This window comes from Tianweitania aestuarii (genome assembly GCF_018457165.1).
Classification (GTDB): Bacteria; Pseudomonadota; Alphaproteobacteria; order Rhizobiales; family Rhizobiaceae; genus Tianweitania; species Tianweitania aestuarii.
The window spans coordinates 59,217-85,435 of the sequence record NZ_JAFMNX010000006.1 but is presented as its reverse complement, the minus strand read 5'-3'; the positions used below and the strand labels follow the sequence as shown (position 1 = coordinate 85,435).

Below are 26,219 nucleotides of genomic sequence, written 5' to 3'. Positions count from 1 at the left end.
CGCGTCAGCGCTTGTCGAGGCGAAAGCCGCGTGCCCGTTGCCGACCCATTGACAGAACGGGGCGTCCTTCCCTAGCTACATCGATCTTTCCCTGGGGTTGCCCGACCATGATTACGATGCCGAAGGACGCGCGTTCGCGCCGGCTCCTTGCCGCCGATGAAGCGAATAATCCCACCAGCGAGGTTCTGCGCTTCGGCCCCGACAAACCCCTCAGGCTCGATGCCGGCGTTGAACTCACGCCGTTCCAGATCGCCTATCAGACCTATGGCACGCTCAACGAGGCGCGAACCAACGCCGTTCTGGTTTGTCATGCGCTGACCGGCGATCAGCATGCCGCCAACGCCCATCCCGTCACCGGCAAGGCCGGCTGGTGGGATGTGCTGATCGGTCCGGGCAGGATCGTCGATACCGACCGCTTCTTCGTGATCTGCTCCAATGTGATTGGCGGCTGTCTCGGCTCAACCGGTCCCGCGTCAATCAACCCGGCGACCGGCAAGCCATATGGGCTCGATCTGCCGGTCATCACCATTCCCGACATGGTGCGCGCGCAGGCGATGCTGGTGGATCATTTCGGCATCGACCAGCTGTTTTGCGTGATCGGCGGCTCCATGGGCGGCATGCAGGTGCTGGAATGGGCGGCGAGCCATTCCGATCGCGTGTTCAGCGCCCTGCCGATCGCCACCGGCCCGCGGCATTCCTCGCAAAACATCGCCTTCAACGAGGTTGGTCGGCAGTCCGTGATGGCCGACCCCGACTGGTGCGGCGGCAGATATATCGAGGAAGACAAGCGACCCGAAAAGGGCCTCGCGGTCGCGCGCATGGCCGCGCACATCACCTATCTCAGTGAGGCGGCCTTGCACCGCAAGTTCGGGCGCAACCTGCAGGACCGCGCCCATCTTACCTTTGGCTTCGATGCCGATTTCCAGATCGAAAGCTATCTGCGCCATCAGGGCATGACCTTTGTCGATCGCTTCGATGCCAATTCCTACCTCTACATGACGCGCGCCATGGATTACTTCGATCTGGCAGCGGATCATGACGGCCGCCTGGCCGACGCCTTTGCCGGCACATCGACCCGCTTCTGCCTCGTGTCTTTCACCTCCGACTGGCTGTTTCCGACCTCGGAAAGCCGGTCGGTGGTACATGCGCTGAATGCAGCCGGCGCTTCCGTGTCCTTCGTTGAGATTGAAACCGATCGCGGTCATGACGCCTTTCTGCTCGACGAGCCGGAACTGTTTGCGGCTATCAACGGCTTCATCAACTCGGCCGCCCGCGCTTATGGCCTTCCGGAGGCTGATCAATGAGCCAGGAGCCACCGAAACTCACCATCGGCGAGCGCCAGGCGCGCTTCGACCTCGATGTCGTCGCTTCTTACATCGAGCCGCGTGCGAAGGTGCTCGATGTCGGCTGCGGCGACGGGCTCCTTCTGGAAAAGCTCGCCGGCGAGAAACAGGTGGATGGACGCGGCGTGGAGCTGTCGCAGCGCGGCGTCAATGAATGCGTGGCGCGTGGCCTTTCCGTGATCCAAGGCGATGCCGATACCGACCTGGTGTTCTATCCCGATCGCGGCTTCGATTACGTCATTCTAAGCCAGACGCTGCAGGCGACCAAGAACCCGAAAGCCGTGCTGGAGCATCTCCTGCGCATCGGCGACAAGGTCATCGTGTCGATCCCGAACTTCGGCTATTGGCCGAACCGCGTCGGCCTCGCCTTCAAGGGCCAGATGCCCGTCAACCGCCATCTGCCTTACAGCTGGTACGACACGCCCAACATCCACTTCTGCACCATCCGCGATTTCGTGAAACTTTGCGACGAAGTCGGCGCCAAGGTGGAAAGCGCAGCCGCCCTCAACGGCAGCGGCCAGGAGATCGGCCTGTCCATGCCCTGGTGGTTCTGGAACTTCTTCGGCCAGCAAGCGGTGTTCATGCTGCGCCGCTGACGTGATCGGCCGGGTGTGCTATTTTGGCTGGAGCAAACTGGAGCGATGCCCATGCGCGACGAGCAGTTGATTGTGGATTTGTCGGGCGACCATGCTGATTTTGTGCGTGAACAAGTTGAACGGCGCGGCGATGATAACGCCGCTGATGTGGTGGCGGACGCCTTAAACCTTCTGCAAAAGCGGGAACGAGATTTGGCTCGGTTAAGAGCTGCGTTGGATAAAGCCGCTGCCGATCCGCGACGCTATTCAATCGAAGAAGTCGAAGCCCGTTTTCGCAAGCGCTCGTCCGGAAGCGAAGCTGCGGAGTGAATCTGCCTGTATTGATCACTTCGGAAGCGGATGAGGATCTTGATCAGATCCATGACTTTATTGCTGGCGACAATCCAATACGTGCTCGAGCCTACGTCTTGGAAGTAATCGCCGCATGCGCGAAGCTCGGTGACATGCCCGAGTTGGGCCGCCTTCGCGATGATCTCGGCGAAGGTCGTCGCTCTTTCTCGTTCAGGAAGCGTCAGACAATCTTGTATCAGGTTCGGGCCGACAAGATCGAAATCCTGCGCATCTTCTCCGCCGGTCAGGACCTCGGCGCCTTGCTTGGCGAGGATTGAGCCACCCGTACCGCACCCTGCGGTCTCAGCGCGGGCACCAGCACACGGCGGGTTACCCGCTTGGCCACGGGGATGCCCTGGTACAACCGCTTCTGCGCTTCCACCACGATCACGCCTGAAAAGATCGGCCAGAACCGTCTGCCCGCGCGCTCCAGAACCTGGGCGAGGCGCATCATCCAGCGGCTGGTGGAGGGCGGAAAGAACAGGGCGTCGCCCCAGGCGCCCGGCGTGAAATTGGCTTCGCGCAGAAGCGTCATCAACTGGGTGCGGGAATAAGGCCGACCCGTTCCGAAGGGCGTCTGTTCCATGCGCGCCCACACGCCCCGGCGATGCGGCACCACGAGCACCAGCCGCCCGCCGGGTGCCAAAACGCGCCAGATCTCCGTCAGCGTTTCGTTTGGGTTTTCGGAATGTTCGAGCAGATGCACGAGAAGCAGGCGGTCGACCGATGAGTCGGGAAGCGGCAGATCTTCTTCCGACACCAAGGCCGTGGCCGATGGTGCGCCAGCCGGCCAATTCACGGCGCCCTGTCGCGCCGGCATGAAGGCGAAGACCCGCTCTGCATCGCCGCCGAAGCGTTCCAGCCAGGGCAGGGTGTATCCGAGCCCGACCAGTCGTTCGTTCGGCAGCGGCGCCCAAACGGCGGCCAGCGCCATGGCAATGGCGCGCTCGGCCAGGTGTCCGAGAGCGGAAGCGTAGAACGCGCGCAGGTCGACGATGTCGGTGTTCATCAACCGAACCTAGATGCGGCATGCGCCAAGTTCAACCAAGCGCTGGAAGCCCATCCCCAGCGCCATATGTCATGGATTGAACAAGGGAGATCTTCCATGCCGCTTTCGATCGAACAATTCATCTGCCGCAGCGATAATTACGGCGTGCTCGTGCATGATCCCGATAGCGAGCAGACGCTGATCATCGACGCGCCGGAAGAAGAGCCGATCGTAGCCGCCATCGAGCGGACCGGCTGGAAGCCGACCATGCTGCTGATTACCCACCACCACGGGGATCATGTTGCCGGCAATCTCGGGCTCAAAGAGCGCTACGGCATGCCGATCTATGGTCCTGCTGCCGAGCGCGACAACATTCCCGGTCTCGATGAGACCTATGATGACGGCAACACGCTGCAGTTCGGGGATTACACGATCCATGTCGTGTCGACACCGGGGCACACGGCCGGCCATGTCAGCCTGTTCATTCCGGAAGCCAAGCTTGCCTTCACCGGTGATACGCTATTTGCGATGGGCTGCGGTCGATTGCTCGAGTGCCAGCCGCCGGTCATGTTCGAGTCTCTGAAGAAGATCGCCGAATGGCCGCGCGATACGGTTGTGTATTGCGGCCACGAATATACGCAAGCCAATGCCCGCTTTGCGCTCAGTGTCGATCCGGATAACGAGGTTCTGCAGCGGCGCGCGCAAGAGGTCGAGCATCTGCGCGCAAGCAACGAGATGACCTTGCCGACGACGATCGGTGACGAGCTCGACACCAACCCCTTTCTGCGCTGGGCCGATCCGGCGATCCGCAAGACGCTCGGCATGGAAGATGCGAGCGACAGCGGCGTTTTCGCCGAACTGCGGCGTCTCAAGGATAAGTTTTGAAGGACGCCACCAAACCGGCGAAGCTAACTGGCCTTCTCGCGCGAAGCTGTGCTGCGCGATCTCTTCGCTAAGCCCTAGGCGTTCTGACGCTTGTTGAGCGCCTATGCCGGCGCTTTGGACTTGCGGCCAAACAGCATGGACTTGGACGCCAGCACGGCGCCGCCGGTGATTGCAAGACAGGCTGCAAGGATGCGCCCGCTCGGTTCGGCGCCACCCACCGCAATCAGCACCAGCGTTGATAGAAGCGGTGCGGCATAGCTGGCGGCACCCAGCACCTGGATGTTGCCGTGCTTTACGCCGTAATCCCAGGTGTAGAAGGCGGCACCCACCGGCATCAGGCCGAGGCCAAGCACGGCGAGCCATTGGGTCGCGCCCTGCGGCCAGACCGTGGTTTCCAGAAGCAGATGGCACAGCAGCGAGAGGATCGCGGTGGCAAGGCAATACCAGGTCACAATGCTTGTCGGCACCGCGGGAAAGCGGCGCGACAGGAGCGAATAGGCGGACCAGAGCACGGCACAGACGGCGGCCATCAGGTAGCCGAAGCTGTATTGCGCTTCAAAGGCGATGCCGCTGCCTTTGGTGACGATCAACGCGGTTCCCACCAGCCCAAGCAGCGCGCCGGCGATGTGGAACCAGCGCAGCCTTTCGCCGGGCATCAGGGCCGAACCCAGCACGATCAGCAGCGGCCAGAGATAGGCGATCAGACTGGCCTCGACCGCAGGTGCGGCACGCAGCGCGGTGAAATAAAAGAAGTGGTAGCCGAACAAGCCGCCGATGCCGACCAGCCAGACCTGCCACGGAATCTCCAGGCCTTTCGGTGCCGGCTGAAAGGCGCGAGCGGCGAGGCCCACAAGCGTGCCGATCGCAAAGGTCATGGCGGACAGCTGGAAAGGCGGCACGGAACCGGAAGCGGCCGTGAACATGGCAAGCAAGGCCCACATCGCCACGGCCGTAAAGCCGATCAGTGTCGCTCGTGCCATTCTATCGCCCTCCTGCTACAAAGCCGCAGTAGCAGGCGAGGTGTTGGCTGCCTACGGCATCAGCCCGAAAATCATGTTCGATTTTCGGAAAGCACGATGCAAAGGATCAAAGTGCTCAAGCGTCCTTTGTGCGTGCAAGAGGACGCACGGCGCTCTAGCCGATCTTGCCGACTCGGAAGTAAACGGTGCCGATGCGAGTTTCGACCTCGCCGCGCAGCGGCACGAAGAAGGACGTGTCGCCCATCCTGGCGAAGGTTACGCTCATGTCGTGGCCAGCGGACAGATACTCCATCGTCTTGGAGCCCTTGCGATAACCGGAAATCGGCTTGAAGCGGACGGTGCAGGTGACGCTCTCGCCCTTGAAGTCACCGACAGTCACAGGCGCCTTGCTGGCGTAGGTCAGTGTCAGGTCGGCGCGCAGCTCGCCATCGTAGATATGGACGGTGCGGTTGCAGACCTCGTCGAGCGAAGCGGCGCGCACCAGCGTGGCGGTCAGCGGATCCACCACATCGGTGAGATCACCGGCGCCCAGCGGCACCCAGCCATGACGGCGCGGCTTGGGCGGCGGCACGTTTTCCGTGGCGACGACCTGCCCGTTTTCGAAGCGCACGGTGGTGCGCTGCTTTTTCTTGCCGGACGAATAATCCAGCATATGGGTGGTCGGCTGCGGCTCGTTCTTTCTCAAACGACCGGATGTGTGGACGACGCCCTTCGTGTCATCGAAGATCGCGCCAAGACCGGAGCTCGAGATGGTGCCGTCGACTGCATAGCTGTCGGCATCGAGCGTGCTGGTGAAGCTGGTGCGGGCGATCGTCAGGCCGAAAAGGGTGACGACATATTCAGCCTTGAAGCTTTCGGCGCGAACAGGAACCGGGGTGGCGATGGAAAGCATAGCCGCCGCGCCGAGCGCTTGGCCCATCCGTTTCGTTCTGTTCGCCAATCGCACCAAGAGCAAACCTCGCCTGTCAGCGCCAATGGCGGCGCTGCGTCATAACAAGAGAATGGTGGTGCGGCAGTGGCGGTTCAAGCCGGCTTGGCTGAAACCTGCTGAGCCAGTGTTTCCATGCGCCCGGCAACATCGACCAAAGCATCCGTCAGAGCGGTCTCGGTCTGGTTCGCTTTGGTGAGCGCTTCGTCGCGCGATGCACGAAGCGTGTCCATCTCGTTGTCGATGCCCTGCATGCGCTTTTGCAGTTCGGTGAGTTCGTCCATGATCATGATGCCGGCCATCACGGTCAGCCGCTGATCGCCGATCTCGCCGAAACTGCCCTTGAGGTGGCTGACATAGCGGTCGAAGCGTTCGGCAAGATCGATCAGGTGGTCTTCCTGACCTTCGTCGCAAGCCATCCGATAGGCCTTGCCATCGATTGTCACGGTGACTTGCGGCATCTCGGTTCTTCCTATCGGTCGAGCACGGCGCGGATCGTTTCCATCGCCGTAACAAGGCGACGCGAAACTTCCTTGTTGGCGTCTTCCAGACGTTCGGCGCGCGCTTCGGACTTGTCGAGCTCGCCGGCCAGTCGGGCACGGTCGGCATTCATGCGCTGCACTTCCGCCTCGGCTTCCAGGTAATCGCCTTCGCGCTCGATGCGGGATGACACCGCATCTTCCAGCGCGGTCATGGCATGACCCAGCCGCGTCAAGGCATCGTTTAAAGTGGCTTCCGACATGTACCCCATCTCAAAGACCCGGTTCGGGGCTGCGATCCAGCTTTCCCTCTCCGCCGAATCAAGAATAACGATCAGCCGGCCAATTGCGCAAGAATCTTGGCGGCTTGAGGGTGCAACGTCAATCAACGGGTGAAGCTATCCCCCGTAAAGAGGACGCGCTGGTCTTTCCCTGCATGAGGAGCGACGTGCAGGGCCTCATCATTTTGCCATCACGATCTGTTGGAACCGAGGGCCAACACCGCCGGCTCGCGCGAGCTTTCATTGACTCCCAATGGCTGCCTGCTATGTGTCCCGGCGATCCCGTGGCCTTTAAAATGACTGGCCACCCTGTCCCGTTGAACCGCATCACGAGAGCGAGCATCGCCATGACTTCACGCGACAAACACGACCGGATGGCCAATGCGATCCGCTTCCTGTCGATGGATGCGGTCGAAAAAGCGAATTCCGGCCATCCCGGCCTGCCGATGGGCGCAGCCGACGTTGCGACCGTCCTGTTCACGCGCTTCATGCGCTTCGATCCCAAGAACCCGAACTGGCCGAACCGCGACCGCTTCATTCTTTCGGCCGGCCACGGCTCCATGCTCCTTTACTCGCTGCTCTATCTGACCGGCTACGAGGACATGACGATCGACGAGATCAAGAATTTCCGCCAGCTCGGTTCCAAGACCGCGGGGCATCCTGAATACAAGCATGCCGATGGCATCGAGACCACCACCGGTCCGCTCGGCCAGGGCCTAGCCAACTCGGTCGGCTTCGCGCTTGCCGAACGCCACCTGAACACGACCTATGGCGACGACCTCATCAACCACTACACCTATGTGCTGGCTGGTGACGGTTGCCTCATGGAAGGTATCAGCCAGGAAGCGCTTTCGCTTGCCGGCCACCTGAAGCTGTCCAAGCTGATCGTGTTCTGGGACGATAATCGCATCACGATCGACGGCGCCGTTTCGATGTCGGACTCAACCGACCAGTGCGCCCGCTTCGAAGCATCCGGCTGGCACACGCAGCGCATCGACGGCCATGATCCCGAAGCGATCGCCCAGGCGATCGAGGCAGCCCAAGCTTCCGACAAGCCGAGCATGATCGCCTGCCGCACCACGATCGGCTTCGGTGCGCCGACGCGCGCCGGCACCTCGAAGGCGCATGGTTCGCCGCTGGGTGCGGAAGAAATCGCCGGCACCCGCAAAGCATTGAACTGGGATTCCGAGCCGTTCTCCGTTCCGTCCGATGTGCTCGACGCCTGGCGCCTGACCGGCCTCAACGCCGCCAAGTCCTGCAAGAGCTGGCAGGAGCACTTCAACACGCTCGACGCCGAGCTGAAGGGCGAGTTCGAACGCCGTTTCCGCGGCGATCTGCCGGCCGGCTTCAACGAAGCCATCATCGAGTACAAGAAGAAGCTTTCAGCTGAGAAGCCCAAGGTCGCGACCCGCAAGTCGTCGGAAATGGCGCTCGAGGTCATCAACGGCGTGGTGCCGGACACGGTCGGCGGTTCGGCCGATCTGACCGGCTCCAACAACACCAAGACCAGCCAGACCAAGCCGCTGACGGCGGATGATTACTCCGGCCGCTATATCTATTACGGCATTCGCGAGCATGGCATGGCATCTGCCATGAACGGCCTGGCGCTGCATGGCGGCGTTATTCCGTATGGCGGCACCTTCCTAACCTTCTCGGATTACGCTCGTCCGGCCATGCGCCTGGCTTCGCTGATGCATATCCGCGTCGCCTTCGTCATGACGCATGACTCGATTGGTCTCGGCGAAGACGGCCCGACCCACCAGCCGGTGGAGCATTTGGCTGCGCTGCGTTGCATCCCGAACCACTATGTCATGCGTCCGGCCGATGCGGTGGAAGCCGTGGAATGCTGGCAGGCTGCTCTGGAGTCCAAGGACACGCCGTCGACGCTGGCACTGACGCGCCAGAACCTGCCGGTTCTGCGCACCGAACACACCGACGAGAACAAGTCGGCGCGCGGTGCTTACGAGCTTGCCGGCGACAGCGACGCACAGGTCACGATCTTCGCAACGGGTTCCGAGGTCGAGATCGCAATGGGCGCGTTCGACAAGCTGAAGGCTGCCGGCATTGCTGCCCGTGTCGTGTCGGTTCCGTGCATGGAACTCTTCGCCAAGCAGAGCGAGGAATACCAGCGCGCCATTATCGGCAATGCTCAGGTCAAGATCGCGATCGAAGCTGGCGTTCGCCAGGGTTGGGATCACCTGATCGGCTCGGACGGCATCTTCATCGGCATGAGCACCTTCGGCGCCAGCGGCAAGATCGAGGATCTTTACCCGCATTTCGGCATCACCGCGGATGCGGCGGCCGAAGCTGCGCAGAAGCGCCTCGCTGCCTGATCGCACGAACACCGAAACTGATCGCCTGATCCAACGGCTTTTTGGGAGAGTGGAATGACAGTCAAAGTTGCCATCAACGGCTTCGGCCGCATCGGGCGCAACATCCTGCGCGCTATTCATGAGAGCGGCCGCACCGACATCGAAGTCGTCGCCATCAACGATCTGGGCCCCGTGGAAACGAATGCGCATCTGCTGCGCTTCGATTCTGTGCACGGCAGATATCCTGGCAAGATCGAAGTCGACGGCGACTTCCTCGTGGTTGATGGCAAGCGCATCAAGGTCACCGCGGTGAAGAACCCGGCCGAGCTGCCGCATGGCGAACTCGGCGTGGACATCGCGCTCGAATGCACGGGCATCTTCACCTCGAAGGAAAAGGCTTCGGCCCACCTCCAGGCCGGTGCCAAGCGCGTGATCGTGTCGGCTCCGGCCGATGGCGCCGACCTGACGGTCGTTTACGGCGTCAATGACGACAAGCTGACCAAGGACCACGTCGTCATCTCAAACGCGTCCTGCACCACGAATTGCCTCGCGCCGGTCGCCTACGTGCTGCATGAAGCCGTTGGCATCGAGAAGGGCTTCATGACGACGATCCACTCCTATACGGGGGATCAGCCGACGCTCGATACGATGCACAAGGATCTTTACCGCGCCCGCGCCGCAGCGCTGTCGCAGATCCCGACCTCGACCGGTGCCGCCAAGGCCGTCGGCCTCGTTCTGCCGGAACTGAAGGGCAAGCTCGACGGTTCCTCGATCCGCGTTCCGACCCCGAACGTGTCCGTGGTCGACCTGAAGTTCGTGGCTTCGCGCCAGACCAGCGTCGAGGAAATCAATGACGCCATCAAGTCTGCCGCCAGCGGCAAGCTCAAGGGCATCCTCGCCGTGACCGATCAGCCGAATGTCTCGATCGACTTCAACCACGATCCGCATTCCTCGACCTTCGCGCTCGACCAGACCAAGGTTCTCGAAGGCAACTTCGTGCGCGTTCTGGCCTGGTACGACAACGAATGGGGCTTCTCGAACCGCATGTGCGACACGGCGGTTGCGATGGGTAAGCTGATCTAGGATCTGCTCGACCATAAGCCTGAATGAAGGGCGTTCGGCACCAGCCGGGCGCCCTTTTTCTTGGCACCGGGTTTAATCGATTTTGGCTGTGTTCTGCGGCTTGCGCGAAGGAAGCGCCTGCGGTCTATTCCGCGCACAAATCAGGTAGGGAGTTTCGGAGATATGGCTGCTTTTCGGACGCTGGACGATGCGGATGTCAAAGGTAAACGCGTGCTGGTGCGCGTTGATCTCAACGTGCCGATGCAGGATGGCAAGGTGTCCGACGCTACCCGCATCGAGCGCGTGAGGCCGACGATTACCGAACTGGCCGACAAGGGCGCGCGCATCATCCTGCTCGCCCATTTCGGCCGCCCCAAAGGCGCGCCCGACCAGCAATATTCGCTGAAGCCGATTGCTGAAACCGCAGCCGGCATTTTCGGCCGCCCTGTCGCCTTCGTGGACGACTGCATCGGCGACACGGCGGAAGCATCCGCCAACGCGATCGAAGGCGGCGATATCCTCCTGTTCGAGAACACCCGCTTCCACAAGGGCGAGGAACAGAACGATCCGGAGTTTGCCAAGGCGCTCGCCAAATCCGGCGACATCTTCGTCAACGACGCGTTTTCGGCCGCCCATCGCGCCCATACCTCCACCGAAGGTCTTGCGCATCTTCTGCCCGCTTATGCCGGCCGCACCATGCAGGCCGAGCTCGATGCGCTGGAGAAGGGCCTGGGGTCGCCGGAAAAGCCGGTTGTCGCGATCGTCGGCGGCGCCAAGGTTTCCACCAAGATCGATCTGCTTCAGAACCTCGTGACACGCGTGGATGCGCTCGTCATCGGCGGCGGCATGGCCAATACGTTCCTCGCCGCGCAAGGGGTGGATGTCGCCAAGTCGCTCTGCGAGCATGATCTCGCCGATACCGCGAAGACCATTCTCGCCGCTGCCGAAAAGGCAGGCTGCGCCATCGTTCTCCCGACCGACGCAGTCGTCGCACGCGAGTTCAAGGCCAATGCCGCGAACGAAGTCGTACCCGTGGATTCTGTCCCGGCCGATGCCATGATCCTCGATGTCGGTCCGGACACCGTGAAGGCGGTCAATCAGTGGATCGACAAGGCCAAGACGCTGGTCTGGAACGGCCCGCTCGGCGCCTTCGAGATCGCACCCTTCGACAAGGCGACAGTGGCAGCCGCACATCATGCAGCCGAGCGCACGAAAGCCGGTGGTCTCGTTTCCATTGCCGGTGGCGGCGACACCGTGTCGGCACTCAACCATGCCGGCGTGGAAGAGGCCTTCACCTATGTCTCGACGGCGGGCGGCGCTTTCCTTGAATGGATGGAAGGCAAGGATCTGCCGGGCGTGCTGGTTCTCAAGCAGGCCTGAGCGAGTGAAAACGGAAGACGTCGCCAGATGCGGGCGGCGTCTTTACTGTCCTAAAACGATTTAGCAAAGTTTCAATCGGTTCAACACTTTAGTCAGTGTTCCACTTCATCATTGCTTCTGGTATTGGCGCAACCAACCCATCAGGAGACGGTAATGAGCGAACGGCTTGAAGACATCGCAGTGGCCATGGTTGCCGATGGCAAGGGCATCCTTGCCGCGGATGAAAGCTCCGGCACCATCAAGAAGCGCTTCGATACGATCCAGGTCGAGTCCACGGCAGACAGCCGCCGCGATTACCGCGAAATGCTGTTCCGCGCCGACGAGGCGATGAGCAAGTACATTTCCGGCGTCATTCTTTACGACGAAACGCTGCGCCAGAAGGCCGTCGACGGCACGCCGCTCGCCGAGCTCATCAAGGCTTCCGGCTCCATTCCCGGCATCAAGGTCGATGCCGGCGCCAAGGACCTCCCGAACTTTCCCGGCGAAAGCATCACCGAAGGCCTCGATGGCCTGCGTGAGCGTTTGGCCGAGTATTACGGCCTCGGCGCCCGCTTCGCCAAATGGCGCGGCGTGATCGCGATTGCCGAAGGCGTTCCGACCTGGGGCGCGGTGAAGCAGAACGCGCAGGCGCTCGCCCGCTATGCCGCACTTTGCCAGGAAGCCGGCATCGTGCCGATCGTCGAGCCGGAAGTCCTCATGGACGGCGCGCCTGCCGATCACTCGATCGACCGCTGCGCCGAAGTCACCGAATGGGTCCTCAAGACCGTGTTCGACGAGCTTTATGATGCGCGCGTTTCGCTGGAAGGCATGATCCTGAAGCCGAACATGATCATCGACGGCAAGAACGCCCGCAAGGCCAGCGTCGATGAAGTCGCCGAGAAGACCGTGCGCGTGTTGAAGGCGACTGTGCCGTCGGCCGTTCCGGGCATCGCCTTCTTGTCGGGCGGCCAGTCCGATGAGGAAGCCACTGCGCATCTTTCGGCGATGAACGCCAATTACGACATGCCGTGGAAGCTCACCTTCTCCTATGGCCGCGCCTTGCAGGCCGCCGCACTCCAGGCCTGGGGCGGCAAGTCGGAGAATGTCGCAGCCGGTCAGCGCGCCTTCACCCACCGCGCCCGCATGAACTCGCTGGCAGCAGCCGGCACCTGGAAAACGGATCTCGAACAGGCGGCTTAAAGCCCCGTCGAGATCGGAGGGCAAAAAGGCCGCTCGAATGAGCGGCCTTTTTGTTTGTCACGACGCTGAATGGACTCAGCTCAAAAACGACTTCGCCTTCATCGTGTCCGGGACCGGCACGCCCAAACGGGTGAGCACGGTCGGTGCGAGCTGGAGCTGGTCGAGCAGCGTGTCTTCGGATGGGCCCTTGCCCTGGCCGAAGTAATAGAGCGCGAAGTCCTGCATCTCGTCGTCATGCCCGCCATGATGACCGCGATCGGTCTGACCGTGATCGGCGGTGACCATGACTTCATAGCCCGCCTGGAGCCATCGGGGGAGGAAGGCCGCGAGCATCACGTCCATCATCGCCAGCGCCTCATCCATTTCATGGCAGTCATGGCCGAAGCGGTGACCCATGGAATCGAGCGTGCAGGTATGAAGAATGCCGTAGTCGATGCCGTGGCGTTTGGTCAGCATGGTCAGCTGGGCAAACAGGTCCATGTCGCTCGGCGTCATCTGGTTGTGCAGATTGTAGCCGCCCATCGTATGAAAACGGCCATGCGTGATCGGGCTGCCCGGCTCGTCATATTCGAGGTCTTCGATTTGATCGAAGGGGAAGCGCTTGAAGAATTCGGACCAGTAGGAATGCGTCACCGCACCTGTCTTGCCGCCGGCCTTGGTGACTTCGGAAAAGATGTCCGGCTGCGTCACGCGGTGGCGGATCGAGTTCGACAAAACGCCATGCACCTGCGGCGGCGTGCCGGTGTGGATGGAGGCATAGCAGCAGGCCGAGATCGAGGGCAGTACGGAGCGCATCTTCCATACGCGCGCATCGCCGGATTGCACCCAGCCCTCGAGATTGCCCATGAAGCGCTTCCAGTTGCGCCAGGGCAGGCCGTCGAGAACGATCAGAAGAAGTTTGGTGTTGAGCGCCATGATCAAGGCTCCCTGAAAAGCAGCGAGGCAGCGATCACCGCTGCCTCGTTTTGTCGATGATGAAAGTGGATCAGGCGGTCAGCCAGCATTCCGCAAGCGCGTAACCGTCCATCAGTTCGCCTTCGGTGTGCTTTTCGTAGCCGCCGACCTTGTTGGTCGCCACTGCATCGATGAAGTCGTTGAAGAAGGGAACGATCAGCCCGCCTTCGTCGCGCATCATGATCGCCATGTCGCGATACATGCTCTTGCGCTTTTCCTCGTCGAGTTCGCCGCGTGCAGCCAGCACCAGCTGGTCGAATTGCGGGTTCTTGAAGCGCGTATCGTTCCAGTCGGCGTTCGACACATAGCCGGTCGTGTACATCTGGTTCTGCGTTGAGCGGCCGCCCCAATAAGACATGCAGAAGGGCTGCTTGTTCCAGACTTCCGACCAGTAGCCGTCACCCGGCTCGCGACGGATGTCGATCGTGATACCGGCCTTCGCCGCGCTCTGCTGGAACAGCTGCGCTGCATCGATGGCGCCGGGAAAGGCAACATCCGAGGTGCGCAGAAGGATCGAGCCGCTATGACCGGACTTCTTGTAGAAATCGCCGGCCTTATCGGGATCAAAGGCGCGCTGCTCGATGCCTTCGGGGAATAGCGGATAGGCCTTGTTGACCGGGAAGTCGTTGCCGACAGTGCCGTAGCCGCGCAGGATTGTTTGCAGCATCTGCTCGCGGTCCATCGCAAGCTTCAGCGCCATACGCAGATCGTTGTTGTCGAAGGGTGCTGTGTCGCAGAACATGTTGAAGGGGTAGAAACCCTTGCCGGACACGTTCTCGATCGACACGCCCTGCAGGCGCTTCACGAGATCGACGATCTTGGGCTCGACGCGATTGATGAACTGCACCTGGCCGCTTTGCAGCGCGGCCATGCGTGCCGTCGGATCGTTCATGACGATGATTTCGACCTGGTCCGCGAAGCCCATATGCTCCTTGTCCCAGAAGTTCTCGAAGCGCTCACCGCCATAGCGAATGCCCGGCTCGTCGATCGTGACCTTGTAGGGGCCGGCCGAGATGCCTGCGGTTGGATCGTCCTTGCCGCCATTGGGCTGGATCAGCAGGTGATAGTCGGCAAGCAGATAAGGAAACTCGGCGTCCGCTTCCTTGAGGGTGAAAACAACCTCGTTGCCACTCGCCTTGATCGTATCGATATTGCCGAGAATGCCGAACGCGCCCGAGTTGGAATCCTTGTCAGCATGGCGCTCGATGGTTGCCGCGACATCGTCGGCCGTGACGATCTTTCCGTTGTGGAACTCCACACCCTGGCGGATCTTCAGCGTCCAGGTCTTGGCATCCGCCGACGGGCCGGCTTCTTCCGCAATGCGGTTATCGAGCCCACCGTCGCGGTTCAAGCGGAACAGGAACTCGCCCCACTGCTTGCAGAAGTTGAACGGCACCTGGCTCAGATTCAGCGCGGGATCAAGCGTGTTGGTGGATTCGCCGCCCTGCAAACCGGCGCGCAAGATACCGCCCCGAACGGGGGTCTGCGCGTGAGCGGCGTTCGACAGCAGTGTGTTGGCGAATGTGGCGGAGACGCTCAAGGCTGCAGCCCGGCCCAGGAAGTCACGGCGCGACAGTTGGCCGGTTACAACACGGCGGCTGAGATGGTCGAGGTCTGACATGGTTACTCCTCTAAGCAAAACGTCGTTTCGACCAGAGACCGAAACGACGCTGAATGTCCTTGAATCAACATTTGTCGCTTAGCCGACTAAGGTCAATTCCCTGCTCCGGCCATTTTTCGGCCCTGGATCGCTTTCTCGAGCCAGCCGATCTCCATTTCGGGAACAGAGCGCAGCAGCAGATCCGTGTAATCGTCGAATGGCGGCGTCAGCACGGTGCTCTTGGAGCCGTAGCGCACGACTTCACCGCGATACATCACGGCAATGGAGTCGGCGATCGACTTCACGGTGGCGAGATCATGCGTGATGAAGAGGTACGCGACATCTTCTTCCGCCTGCAGCCCGAGCAGCAGTTCGAGAATGCCATGCGCCACCAGTGGGTCGAGCGCGCTGGTGACCTCGTCGCAGATGATCAGCTTCGGCTTTGCGGCAAGCGCGCGGGCGATGCAGACGCGTTGCTTCTGGCCGCCCGACAGTTCGGCGGGATAGCGGTCGGCATAGCCTTTGCCCATCTCGATCTTTTCAAGCAGCTCGGCCACGCGTTGATCGCGTTCGCGCCCGCGCATGTTGAAGTAGAATTCGAGAGGACGACCGATGATCGTGCCAACCGTCTGGCGCGGGTTCATCGCGGTGTCGGCCATCTGGTAGATCATCTGCAACTCGCGCAGATCGTCGCGCGAGCGGTCGCTGAGCTTGTTGGCAAGCGTGCGGCCATTGAAGGTGATCGAGCCTTCGAGCGGTGGCAGCAGGCCGGTGATCGCACGCGCCAGCGTGGATTTGCCGGAGCCGGACTCACCCACCACGGCGAGCGTCTGGCCAGGAAACACGTCAACCGAGACCTTCTTCAGCACCTTGACCGTGCCGCCGCCATAAGACGCCGAAACGTCTCTCACGGAAAGAACCGGGGTTTCGCCCGGCGCATGCTCCTGATGCTCGATCTGGTGCACGGAAACGAGCGCATTCGTGTAGGCCTGGCGGGGGTCCTTGATGATCTGACGCGTGCCGCCCCATTCCACCAGCTTGCCGTGGCGCAGCACCATGATCTCGTCGGACACCTGCGCCACAACGGCCAGATCATGGGTGATGTAGAGGGCCGCGACATGCGTATCGCGGATCGCTTCCTTGATGGCCGCCAGCACGTCGATCTGCGTCGTCACGTCGAGTGCGGTCGTCGGCTCGTCGAAGACGATGAGGTCCGGCTCCGAACACAGTGCCATAGCCGTCATCACGCGCTGCAACTGTCCGCCGGAAACCTGGTGCGGATAGCGCTCGCCGATCGTTTCGGGATCGGGCAGGCTGAGCTTGCGAAACAGCTCGATTGCCTTCTTTTCGGCTGCGGCACGCGACATGATGCGATGTTCCAGCGTGGCTTCCACCACCTGGTCCATCAGCTTGTGCGCGGGGTTGAAGGCGGCTGCCGCCGATTGCGCGACATAACAGACTTCGCGCCCCCGCATCTGACGCAAGCCGCCGGCACGCGCCTTGCGAAGGTCGCGGCCGTTCAACAGGATTTCGCCACCGGTCAGTTTGACACCGCCACGGCCGAAGCCCATGGCCGAAAGGCCCACGGTAGACTTGCCGGCCCCGGATTCACCGATCAGGCCGAGCACCTTGCCGCGTTCGAGCTTGAGCGACACGTCGTCCACGAGAACGACGTTGCGGGGCTTTTCACCGGGCGGATAAACGGTCGCCTCGATGCGCAGGTTGCGGATGTCGAGCAGGGGACCGTCGCCACGCGTTTTTGGACGCGCTTTGGATTGCACTTCAGCCATCAGCCACGGCCTCCCTTGAGCGAGGTGGTCCGGTTCAGCACCCAGTCGGCCACGAGGTTGACGGAAATCGCCAGTGCCGCGATGGCTGCAGCCGGGATGAGGGCTGCACCGATGCCGAACACGATGCCATCCTTGTTTTCCTTGACCATGCCGCCCCAGTCGGCATTCGGCGGCTGTACGCCAAGGCCGAGGAAGGACAGCGCCGACAAGAACAGGACGGCGTAGATGAAGCGCAGACCGAGTTCGGAAATCAGCGGCGACAGCGCATTGGGCAAGATCTCACGGAAGATCACCCAGATCGTGCCTTCACCGCGCAGCCGTGCCGCTTCCACGAAGTCCATGACGTTGATGTCCACCGCAACGGCGCGCGACAAACGATAAACGCGGGTGGAATCGAGGATGCCCATGACCATGATCAGCGTCAGCATGGTAGACGGCAGAACCGACAGAACAACCAGGCCGAAGATCAGGGTAGGGATCGACATCAGGAGATCGACGAGGCGCGACATGATCGTGTCGAACCATCCGCCGACCACCGCTGCGGTGAAGCCGAGCACGGAGCCCAGCGTAAACGACAGGGCTGTAGCCAGCACGGCGATAAAGATCGTCGTGCGCGCGCCAAAGATGATGCGCGTCAGCAGATCGCGGCCGATATTGTCGGTGCCGAGCCAATGGGCCGCCGACATCGGAGCCCACACTTCGCCAACGATTTCGCCATTGCCGAACGGTGCCAGCCAGGGCGCGAAGATCGCCATGATCAGAAACATCGCGGTGAGGATCAGACCGATCAACGCGCCGATAGGAATGCGGGCGATGCTCATTTCGGATGCCTCAGGCGCGGATTAGCAAGGATTGCGGCAATGTCGGCCACCATGTTCAGCGTGATGTAAACGGCCGCGAAGATCAGGCCGACCGCCTGCACCACCGGCACGTCGCGCTTGGATACGTGATCAACGAGATACTGGCCCATGCCGGGATAAACGAAGATCACTTCCACCACGACCACGCCGACAACGAGGAAGGCAAGGTTGAGCATGACCACGTTAATGATCGGCGCGATAGCATTGGGAAATGCATGGCGGCGAATGATCTTGAGCGGACCGAGGCCCTTCAGCTCCGCCGTCTCGATATAAGCGGATTGCATCACGTTGAGCACGGCCGCGCGCGTCATGCGCATCATGTGCGCCAGCACGACCAGCGTCAGCGCGCTTGCCGGCAGAACCACGGCCTGAAGCCGCTGCAGGAAGCCCATGCTGTCGTAAACGGTCGAACTCGCCGGGAACCATTGCAGTTTCACCGCGAAAACCAGGATCAGCAGATAGCCGATGAAGAATTCCGGCAGCGAGGTCGACGCCAGCGCAAAACCGGAAATCGCCTTGTCGATGATGCCGTTGCGATAGCGCACCGCCAGCAAGCCGAGCAGAATGGCCAGCGGAACCGACACAACGGCCGCGCAGGCCGCAAGAAACAGCGTGTTGGCGAGACGGCCGCTCAGGGCCGACGCAATGTCGCGATTGTTCGACAAGGCCGTGCCGAGGTCGCCTTGCAGAATGCCGAACAACCAACGGAAATAGCGGATGTAAGCGGGATCGTTCAGTCCCAGCTCGCGGCGCAGGTTTTCCAGCGCCTGCGGCGTTGCGGCCTGTCCGAGAATGGACTGCGCGACATCGCCGGGAAGGATCTGCGTGCCGGCAAAAATCAGCACCGACACGGCTAAAAGGAGGAGAACGCCCAGCGCAATGCGCTGGGCGATCAGTTTCAAGACAGTTGCGCCCCCCATATGGCTCAGGCCTGGAGCCAGACGCGAATTGCGGCCTTGAGGTTGGAGGTTTCATGATTGGGATCGGACACCCAGCCCTGAACTTCCTCGCGACGCGCATCGATGAAATCGTTGAACATCGGCAGGATCAGACCGCCATCGTCGCGCACCTTGGTTGCGGCGTCGCGGTAAAGCGCTGCGCGCTTGGTCTGGTCGAGTTCGGCGCGCGCTTCGAGGATGATCTTGTCGAAGCCCTTGTCGAAGAAGCGCGTGTCGTTCCAGTCGGCGCCCTCGATATAGGCCGTCGAATACATGGAATCCTGTGTTGCGCGGCCACCCCAGTAGGAAGCGCAGAAGGGCTGCTTGTTCCAGACTTCGGTCCAATAGCCATCGCCTGGCTCGCGCTGGACCTGGATGTCGATGCCTGCTCGCTTGGCCTGCTGCTGGAACAGCTGCGACGCGTCCACGGCACCCGGGAAGGCGACGTCGGAGGTTTGCAGAACGAGCGGACCGCTGTGGCCGGACTTCTTGTAATGGAACTGCGCCTTTTCCGGATCATAAGCGCGCTGCTCGATCCCTTCGGGGAACAGGGCATAGCTCTTGTTGATCGGGAAGTCGTTGCCGACCGAAGCGTGGCCCTGCAGGATCTGCTGCACCATCTGCTCGCGGTCAATGGCCAGCTTCAGCGCCATGCGCAGATCGGCATTGTCGAACGGCGCGGTGTTGCAGTGCATCAGGAAGACGTAGTGGCCCTTGGACGGGGTGCTTTCGATCTTCACGCCAGAGGCACGCGCCAGAAGGGCGACGGTCTTCGGTTCGACGCGGTTGATGATGTGAACTTGGCCCGACTGAAGGGCGGCCATACGCGCCGTGTTGTCGTTCATGACGATGATCTCGACGGAATCGACATGGCCGACATCGTCGCGCCAGTAGCCGTCATACTTCGTCGACATGTGGCGCACGCCCGGCTCATCGACTTCGACCTTGTAGGGGCCGGTGCCGATGCCGGCAGCCGGATCGTCGAAGCCGCCATTGGGCTGGATGATCAGGTGGTAGTCGGTCAAAAGCAGCGGAAGGTCGGCATTGCCGCGCGCAAGCTTGAACACGACATTGTCGCCGTCGACCTTGATGTCTTCGATGTCGCCCAGAACGCCGAGCGCTGCCGACTTGGTGTTTTCATCGGCATGGCGGCGAATGGTCTGCGCCACGTCTTCCGGGGTCATGTCCTTGCCGTTGTGGAAGGTCACGCCCTTGCGGATCTTGAAGCTCCACTCGCTGGCGTCAGGCGAGGAATCCCAGGATTCCGCCAGAACCGGCTGTGGCGAGCCGTCTTCGGGCGACTGGATCACCAGGAGTTCACCCCAGGTGGAGGAAAAGTTCTGCGGCACCTGCGTCAGAATGGTGGCCGGGTCGAGGCTGTTGGTGGATTCACCGCCAACCAGACCCATGCGCAGTGCGCCACCCTTTTGCGGCGTCTGCGCCCTTGCGGCGCTCGTCAGAAGTCCGTTGGCGAAGGTGGCGCTGATGCCGAGTGCTGCTGCGCGGCCGAGAAAGTCGCGACGGCTCAAGCGGCCGGAAGCGACGTGGCGGCTGAGAAAATCGAGTTCTTTTGACATGCGGTATGTTCCTCACTCTGTTGGTGGTTGAGCCAATTAAACCGGCTTCATTGAAGGCGAGTATGACAAGGCGCTGAGCGCGTGTCACCCGATGGGATGCGACATGGCGTGGCGCAATTGATACCGTCGCAAACAAGGGATCGTAACCCCAAGAGGTCAAAAAAATGCGATCTTTCCTCGAAAAATTCATGAGGAAAGACAAAGATTTCGCAGGATTGGTGGGAAAAGAAGGGCGCAAGTCGGCCATGTCGCAAACAAGCGATCACACGGCCGTAACCGGAATTCACCCGTCACGCTGCGTCTAGAAATGGTCCTGAAAGACGGCTGGGCAAGCCGACATCAGCAACTTAGATGAAAAAAAGAGCGGCTGGATCCAGCCGCTCTTCATCTTGGTGTCAGGCGTTTTCCTGCACATGCGCTTCGAGGAACCAGAGGTTCTTGTCGAGCGAGCGCGAGAAAGCGGTAAAGATATCAGCCGTATCGGCGTCGCCGGCTTCATCGGCCTCGTCGATCGACTTGCGCACGGCATTGGCCGTGTCGGCATACCGGTCGATCAAGGCCGCCAGATGCGCCTCGATCTTGTAGATGTCGGTCGGATAGGCCTTGAGCTTGCTCGTTTCGGATACCGTTTCCTTCGTGCCGAAAGCGGTGCCGCCAAGCTGAACGGCGCGTTCGGCGATAATGTCGACATGCTCGTCGATCGCCGCGCGGAAGGTGTCCAGGAGCTCGTGAATGGCGATGAAACGGGGGCCCTTGAGGTTCCAATGCGCCTGCTTGGTGATCAGCGCGAGGTCGATGGCGTCGGCAAGACGCGCGTTCAAAAGCTCGATTGAAACCTGCTTCGTGTTGGAAGGCGTGTCGTTCTTCGTTTCATGCATTTTCATAGCAATCTCCTTCTTGTTCAAAAGAAACATTCCACGACATGAACGAGGCCAGTTTAGAACTGTTCCAATGCAAACTGCATAGCTCGTCTGCATCTGCTGCAATGTCCTGTCATGGCGACAAGGCTTGCATCCGGCTTGTTGCCGCGCCAAACCATGTGCCGCGCAAGGGCCAAGGCCCGCACTGAAATGGACACTGCTTACCTATGACCGATACGCTGATCCGCGGACGCGTCCTGTTTTTCAACCGCCGCCCCGAAAGCCGCGACGATCTCGCCGCCTGTTCCTACCAGGAAGACGGTGCGGTGCTGGTGCGCGACGGGATGATCGTGCAGGCGGGCGACCATGATCAGGTATCGCAAATGGCTGGTGTGGATGCCGTCGTGATCGATCACCGTCCGCATCTGATCCTGCCCGGCTTCATCGACGCGCATGTTCACATGCCGCAGATGCAGGTGATCGCGTCCTATGGCACCGAACTGCTGGATTGGCTGAACACCTACACCTTTCCCGAAGAATCCAAGTTCCGCGATGCCCAGCACGGCCGCCGCATCGCGCGCTTGTTTCTGGATGAAAGCATCCGCCACGGCACCACGACCGTTGCGGCCTATTGCTCCGTGCACAAGGCTTCGGCCGAGGCCTTCTTTGCCGAGGCGCAGGGGCGCAACATGATGGTGATTGCCGGCAAGGTGATGATGGACCGCAACGCGCCGGATGCCGTGCTCGACACCGCGCAGGCGTCTTACGACGACACGAAGGCGCTAATCGAAAGCTGGCACAAGCGCGGCCGCCAGCGCTACGCGATCACGCCGCGTTTCGCGCTGACTTCAACGCCCGAACAGCTCGAAGCCGCCGGTGCCTTGGCGCGCGAATATCCGGACTGTCATGTGCAAACGCATCTGTCCGAAAACAACGCAGAGATCGCCGAAACGATGGCGCTTTATCCCGGCCAGCAGGATTACACGGCGATCTACGAACATTACGGGCTAACGGGCCCCAAAAGCTTGTTCGGCCACTGCATCCACCTTTCGGAGCGCGAAGCGGATGCGCTGTCGGAAAGCGGCTCCGTTGCCGTGTTCTGCCCGACCTCGAACCTGTTCCTCGGCTCCGGCCTGTTTGCCTATCATCGCTACAGCAAACGCGAAAAGCCGCTGTGCGTGGCGGTCGCCAGCGATGTCGGCGGCGGCACCAACTATTCGCTGCTGCGCACTATGGACGAGGCCTACAAGGTGATCGCGCTGCAAGGCGAGAAGCTCAACCCGCTCCTTTCGTTCTGGCAGATCACGAGGGGCAATGCCGAAGCGCTGTCGATCAGCGACAAAGTGGGTACGCTGGACGCCGGCACCGATGCCGATCTGGTTGTTCTGGACGCATCCGCAACGCCCACAATGGCGCTGCGCATGGAAACGGTTCGCTCGCTGGCGGAAGAACTCTTCCTCCTGCAAACGCTGGGCGACGATCGCGCCGTGCGTGAGGTTTATGTGGCGGGCAAAGCTGTCAAAGGTGACATGCAATCGGATCCGACGACAGGCTGAGCCAACCTGTCGGCCGCCTTGAAACGAGCGGCTTAAAAAAAAGCCCGCTTCGGCTTTAAAGCGAAGCGGGCTTTTGGAATGAGGCAGCAGTTACTGCGCCTTGATCGTCGTCATGACCAGCTTGTCGTCGACACGCACCGGGCCGTCTTCCGTGGCGCCGAGCGTGTATTCGAACTTGCCGCGTTCCGTGCCGCCGTCTTCCGAATGCACCATCAGCATGAGCATGTCGCCCGATGCGACATCTTCGGTGAGAATGGCGGCCACATCATTGGTGGTGCCTTCGCGGATCGGCGCATAGCCCACAACCGGACCCGGCTTCATTTCGGCGTCGGTACGGTGAATAACGAGCCAGCCGTTCTTTGCCGCCATCACGGTGTCGGCGCTGACGATGCCGTTGGACACATCCTGGTCGGAAGCCGTGACGCCCTGCTTCATGTCGGACTGGGCAAAGGCGGAAGCCGATGCTGCGAGAACCAGGGAGGCGGCGAGTGCGAGCTTTTTCATGTCGTATCCTTCGTTCTTTCGATTACCCCATCGCAACTAAGGGCTTTCAGCCAAAGGGCGACCCGTTCTAACGCGGACGTGAGAATGCGTGTTCGATCTACGCCGTCATTGATGCCAGGTCGCTCAAGCCGCCATCAGCGCTTTCACCGCCTGCATATCCGCCACGAACCGCCCGCGCTCGGCTTCCTTGTCGTGCGGGTCGGGAATGCGCAGGATGAAGGAGGGGTGGATGGTCAGGAACACACGCAGACCATCGTCGCGCGTCACCACCTGACCGCGCATCTTCGTAACTGCGATGGTCTTGCCGAGCAGCGACAAGGCAGCCGTCGCGCCCAGTGCGACCGCCAGATCCGGCTTGATCAGCTTCAATTCATGGTCGATCCACCAGCGGCAGGCGCTGACTTCGCCGGCATTGGGTTTGGCGTGGATGCGGCGCTTGCCGCGCGGCTCGAACTTGAAGTGCTTCACGCTGTTGGTGACATAGGTGATGGAGCGATCCACACCGGCTTCGTCGAGCACACCATCGAACATCTTGCCGGCAGGTCCGACGAACGGCCGGCCGGCAATGTCCTCCTGATCGCCCGGCTGTTCGCCGACAAACACGATGCGCGCGTCGTCCGGACCTTCGCCGAACACGGTCTGCGTGGCGTTGGACCAGAGCGGGCACCGGCGGCAGCCTTTTGCGGCGTCGCGCAGTTCGTCGATCGTGTCGGCATCAGCGCCGTCGCCGATCTCGGGCTCGGCCTTCGACCAGTGCTTGGCACGTACGGTTTCATGATGGGGAGCAGGCATGGTGGGCATCCTGGCGATCATTTCTTGGGCGGACTTTTCCGCGCCCGCGATCAGATCGGGAATGAGCGAGGCTTCCGGCAGGTTCCGCCAATATTTCTTCGGCATCTCCGCCTGCATGGCCTTCACCTTCAACCGCGCGGGATTGAAGATGTTGGCGTAATAGGTCTTCCACAACGCTTCGAGATCATCGTCGCTCGGCGCATCGCGCTTTTCGGCGCCCGGACCGAAGCGCAGCGTGTCGCCATCCCAATCGGCCGAAAGCTCCGGCGTCAGGATCGTCCAGCGCATGCCGGTGAAGCGACGCTGGAAGAAGGGCGCGTTGCGCTCGACGATATGATGCTGCGGCTCGAACCAGGCTACATAGCGCTCCTCGCCGGCTTCCACGATCTGCCGGAAGCGCACGAAAGCGCGCATCTTGTGGATGTCGCGGCGCACGCTCTTCGCCATTTCGTTCAAGCGAATGATGTCACGGTCGGATGCGATCTTCATCAGGTCGTGGTCGGCGCGCAGCCGGAACAGCACGCGGTAAAGCAAGGCGAAACGCTGCGGGTCGGAATGGCAGATCACGAGTTCCGCGAGATCCACGAACGCGCGCGGCACGTTCATCGTCGCGCCCTCCGGCACGTCTGGCAGCGGTTCGCGAGAGCCGAACAGATCGCCATTGCTGCCGGTCGACCAAGTCACGCGATCCGGCTGTACATCGTTCAGCGCCAGCCGCCGCGCCCCATCACGCCAACCGGCAAAATCCGTTTCCCCGTCGAGCAGGACCTCGAAGGAAAAGGGCAGGGGCTTGGCTTGCGCGCTCATCAGAACAGGCTCAGCTGCTGCGGCTTGGGCGCCAGTTTCTGGCGCAGATGCTGCGTGTCCGTCATGCCGCCGGGCGACCAGCCTTCGGCAAGGAGAAACGGTCGCACCTTGGCAACCGACGCACAGAGCTTGCCGACATCTTCCAGCCGCAGGCGACGATACCGGCGCACTTCCAGGATCTTCGTCACTGCCTTCGTGCCGAGCCCCGGTACCCGCAGCAGCATTTCGCGTGGCGCGCGATTGACGTCCAGCGGGAAATGCCCGCGATTGGCGAGCGCCCAGGCGAGCTTCGGATCGACCTGCAGATCGAGCATGCCATCGGCCTGATCCGCAACGATCTCTTGTTCCGAAAAGCCATAGAAGCGCATCAGCCAGTCGGCCTGATACAGCCGATGCTCGCGCATCAGGGGCGGTTTCATCGACGGCAGGGCGGACGACGAATCCGGGATCGGGCTGAAAGCGGAGAAATAGATACGGCGCAGATGATAGGAGCCGTAAAGCCGCGCGCTGGTTTGCAGGATCGTCGCGTCGGTGGTCTGGTCGGCCCCCACGATCATCTGCGTCGACTGTCCGCCCGGCGCAAAGCGTTGGCGGCGCTTGGTCTTCATCGTCGGCTCGGATTTTTCCTCGATGCGCGCGCGCAAATTGGCCATCGAAAGCCGGATTGTTTCCGGCTTCTTTTCCGGCGCCAACCGCTTCACGCCTTCATCGGTGGGCAGTTCGACATTGATCGACAGGCGGTCGGCATACTTGCCCGCGGCATCCAGCAATTCGGGCGCGCATTCGGGGATCGTCTTGAGGTGGATGTAGCCGCCGAACTTGTGCACCTCGCGCAATTGCCGCGCGATCTCCACCATCTCGCCCATGGTCTCGTCCGGCGAGCGGATCACGCCCGACGACAGGAACAGGCCCTCGATATAGTTGCGCTTGTAGAAGTTCAGCGTCAGCTGCACGACCTCGTCCACCGTGAAACGGGCGCGCTTCACATTGGAGGACGAGCGGTTGATGCAGTAGGAGCAGTCATAGATGCAAAAGTTGGTCAGCAGGATCTTCAGAAGCGAGATACAGCGACCGTCCGGCGCATAGGCGTGGCAGATGCCCGACCCTTCGGTCGAGCCGATGCCGCCCGACTTCAAAGAGTTGCGCTTTGCAGCGCCCGAGGATGCGCAGGATGCATCATATTTGGCGGCGTCCGAAAGGATCGCCAGCTTTTCGCGCGTGCTGATAATGGCCATTCG

Annotated in this window: 25 protein-coding genes; 10 read left to right on the top strand and 15 right to left on the bottom strand. The window is 61.4% G+C overall.

The window, feature by feature from the left end:
* Positions 1-116: 116 nt before the first annotated feature.
* From metX to JYU29_RS17550, 4 genes are read left to right on the top strand one after another with little or no spacing between them, the layout of a single operon-like run.
* Positions 117-1,304 carry a homoserine O-acetyltransferase MetX gene (gene metX / locus JYU29_RS17565; protein WP_431192880.1) on the top strand — a complete coding sequence of 396 codons (1,188 nt, stop codon included), beginning with the start codon at positions 117-119 and terminating at the stop codon, positions 1,302-1,304.
* Positions 1,301-1,939 carry a methionine biosynthesis protein MetW gene (gene metW, locus JYU29_RS17560; RefSeq protein WP_213986163.1) on the top strand — a complete coding sequence of 213 codons (639 nt, stop codon included), beginning with the start codon at positions 1,301-1,303 and terminating at the stop codon, positions 1,937-1,939. Before metX ends, metW begins: the two co-directional genes overlap by 4 nt.
* A 51-nt stretch (positions 1,940-1,990) precedes the next feature.
* Positions 1,991-2,248: a ribbon-helix-helix domain-containing protein gene (locus JYU29_RS17555; protein ID WP_213986162.1), complete on the top strand. Its 258-nt coding sequence runs from the start codon at positions 1,991-1,993 to the stop codon at positions 2,246-2,248.
* Positions 2,245-2,547, top strand: a complete 303-nt coding sequence (locus JYU29_RS17550; protein WP_213986161.1) for a type II toxin-antitoxin system RelE/ParE family toxin — start codon at positions 2,245-2,247, stop codon at positions 2,545-2,547. The genes JYU29_RS17555 and JYU29_RS17550 overlap by 4 nt, the downstream gene beginning before the upstream one ends.
* On the opposite strand, the gene JYU29_RS17545 is transcribed toward JYU29_RS17550, so the two are convergent.
* Positions 2,514-3,278 carry a class I SAM-dependent methyltransferase gene (locus tag JYU29_RS17545; protein ID WP_213986160.1) on the bottom strand — a complete coding sequence of 255 codons (765 nt, stop codon included), beginning with the start codon at positions 3,276-3,278 and terminating at the stop codon, positions 2,514-2,516. The two genes, JYU29_RS17550 and JYU29_RS17545, sit on opposite strands and share 34 nt — an antisense overlap.
* 96 nt (positions 3,279-3,374) lie before the next feature.
* On the opposite strand from JYU29_RS17545, the gene gloB reads away from it, so the two are divergent.
* Positions 3,375-4,142 carry a hydroxyacylglutathione hydrolase gene (gene gloB / locus JYU29_RS17540; protein WP_213986159.1) on the top strand — a complete coding sequence of 256 codons (768 nt, stop codon included), beginning with the start codon at positions 3,375-3,377 and terminating at the stop codon, positions 4,140-4,142.
* A 101-nt stretch (positions 4,143-4,243) separates the two neighbouring features.
* On the opposite strand, the gene yddG is transcribed toward gloB, so the two are convergent.
* The 4 genes from yddG to JYU29_RS17520 all read right to left on the bottom strand — a co-directional run bounded on the left by yddG (position 4,244) and on the right by JYU29_RS17520 (position 6,792).
* A complete protein-coding gene (gene yddG, locus JYU29_RS17535; RefSeq protein WP_213986158.1) occupies positions 4,244-5,122 on the bottom strand; it encodes an aromatic amino acid exporter YddG in 879 nt (292 codons plus the stop codon).
* Between the two features lie 154 nt (positions 5,123-5,276).
* A complete protein-coding gene (locus JYU29_RS17530; RefSeq protein ID WP_213986157.1) occupies positions 5,277-6,041 on the bottom strand; it encodes a DUF3108 domain-containing protein in 765 nt (254 codons plus the stop codon).
* A gap of 104 nt (positions 6,042-6,145) precedes the next feature.
* Positions 6,146-6,511, bottom strand: a complete 366-nt coding sequence (locus JYU29_RS17525) for a cell division protein ZapA (protein ID WP_213986156.1) — start codon at positions 6,509-6,511, stop codon at positions 6,146-6,148.
* 11 nt (positions 6,512-6,522) lie between these two features.
* Entirely contained in the window at positions 6,523-6,792 is a 270-nt protein-coding gene (locus JYU29_RS17520) for a DUF4164 domain-containing protein (protein WP_250157559.1), read from the bottom strand.
* Positions 6,793-7,157: 365 nt separating this feature from the next.
* Here JYU29_RS17520 and tkt point away from each other — a divergent pair, with 365 nt between their 5' ends.
* From tkt to JYU29_RS17500, 4 genes are all read left to right on the top strand, one after another.
* Complete coding sequence (gene tkt / locus JYU29_RS17515; RefSeq protein ID WP_213986154.1) at positions 7,158-9,143, top strand: transketolase; 1,986 nt, start codon at positions 7,158-7,160, stop codon at positions 9,141-9,143.
* A gap of 54 nt (positions 9,144-9,197) precedes the next feature.
* Positions 9,198-10,205: a type I glyceraldehyde-3-phosphate dehydrogenase gene (gene gap / locus JYU29_RS17510; protein ID WP_213986153.1), complete on the top strand. Its 1,008-nt coding sequence runs from the start codon at positions 9,198-9,200 to the stop codon at positions 10,203-10,205.
* A 162-nt stretch (positions 10,206-10,367) separates the two neighbouring features.
* Positions 10,368-11,564, top strand: a complete 1,197-nt coding sequence (locus tag JYU29_RS17505) for a phosphoglycerate kinase (RefSeq protein ID WP_213986152.1) — start codon at positions 10,368-10,370, stop codon at positions 11,562-11,564.
* Positions 11,565-11,717: 153 nt separating this feature from the next.
* On the top strand, positions 11,718-12,743 hold the full coding sequence (locus tag JYU29_RS17500; protein WP_213986151.1) for a class I fructose-bisphosphate aldolase: 1,026 nt from the start codon (positions 11,718-11,720) through the stop codon (positions 12,741-12,743).
* 75 nt (positions 12,744-12,818) lie between these two features.
* Here JYU29_RS17500 and JYU29_RS17495 read toward each other — a convergent pair whose 3' ends face one another.
* The 7 genes from JYU29_RS17495 to dps form a co-directional block, all read right to left on the bottom strand.
* Entirely contained in the window at positions 12,819-13,658 is an 840-nt protein-coding gene (locus JYU29_RS17495; RefSeq protein WP_213986150.1) for an alkaline phosphatase family protein, read from the bottom strand.
* A 70-nt stretch (positions 13,659-13,728) separates the two neighbouring features.
* Positions 13,729-15,318 (bottom strand): ABC transporter substrate-binding protein, encoded by a 1,590-nt coding sequence (locus JYU29_RS17490; RefSeq protein ID WP_213986149.1) that lies wholly within the window; start codon positions 15,316-15,318, stop codon positions 13,729-13,731.
* 92 nt (positions 15,319-15,410) lie between these two features.
* A complete protein-coding gene (locus tag JYU29_RS17485; protein ID WP_213986148.1) occupies positions 15,411-17,087 on the bottom strand; it encodes an ABC transporter ATP-binding protein in 1,677 nt (558 codons plus the stop codon).
* Positions 17,087-17,908: an ABC transporter permease gene (locus JYU29_RS17480; protein WP_213986147.1), complete on the bottom strand. Its 822-nt coding sequence runs from the start codon at positions 17,906-17,908 to the stop codon at positions 17,087-17,089. Before JYU29_RS17480 ends, JYU29_RS17485 begins: the two co-directional genes overlap by 1 nt.
* Positions 17,905-18,867 carry an ABC transporter permease gene (locus JYU29_RS17475; protein ID WP_213986146.1) on the bottom strand — a complete coding sequence of 321 codons (963 nt, stop codon included), beginning with the start codon at positions 18,865-18,867 and terminating at the stop codon, positions 17,905-17,907. The genes JYU29_RS17480 and JYU29_RS17475 overlap by 4 nt, the downstream gene beginning before the upstream one ends.
* Before the next feature lie 5 nt (positions 18,868-18,872).
* Positions 18,873-20,462: an ABC transporter substrate-binding protein gene (locus JYU29_RS17470; protein ID WP_213986145.1), complete on the bottom strand. Its 1,590-nt coding sequence runs from the start codon at positions 20,460-20,462 to the stop codon at positions 18,873-18,875.
* Between the two features lie 395 nt (positions 20,463-20,857).
* A complete protein-coding gene (gene dps, locus JYU29_RS17465) occupies positions 20,858-21,346 on the bottom strand; it encodes a DNA starvation/stationary phase protection protein Dps (protein WP_213986144.1) in 489 nt (162 codons plus the stop codon).
* 203 nt (positions 21,347-21,549) lie between these two features.
* On the opposite strand from dps, the gene guaD reads away from it, so the two are divergent.
* A complete protein-coding gene (guaD, locus tag JYU29_RS17460; RefSeq protein WP_213986143.1) occupies positions 21,550-22,878 on the top strand; it encodes a guanine deaminase in 1,329 nt (442 codons plus the stop codon).
* 90 nt (positions 22,879-22,968) lie between these two features.
* Here the strand turns inward: guaD and JYU29_RS17455 are convergent, their stop codons facing one another.
* The 3 genes from JYU29_RS17455 to JYU29_RS17445 form a co-directional block, all read right to left on the bottom strand.
* Complete coding sequence (locus JYU29_RS17455; protein ID WP_213986142.1) at positions 22,969-23,382, bottom strand: DUF7282 domain-containing protein; 414 nt, start codon at positions 23,380-23,382, stop codon at positions 22,969-22,971.
* Between the two features lie 123 nt (positions 23,383-23,505).
* Complete coding sequence (locus JYU29_RS17450; RefSeq protein ID WP_213986141.1) at positions 23,506-24,981, bottom strand: UdgX family uracil-DNA binding protein; 1,476 nt, start codon at positions 24,979-24,981, stop codon at positions 23,506-23,508.
* A complete protein-coding gene (locus tag JYU29_RS17445; protein WP_213986140.1) occupies positions 24,981-26,216 on the bottom strand; it encodes a putative DNA modification/repair radical SAM protein in 1,236 nt (411 codons plus the stop codon). The genes JYU29_RS17450 and JYU29_RS17445 overlap by 1 nt, the downstream gene beginning before the upstream one ends.
* Positions 26,217-26,219 lie beyond the last annotated feature (3 nt).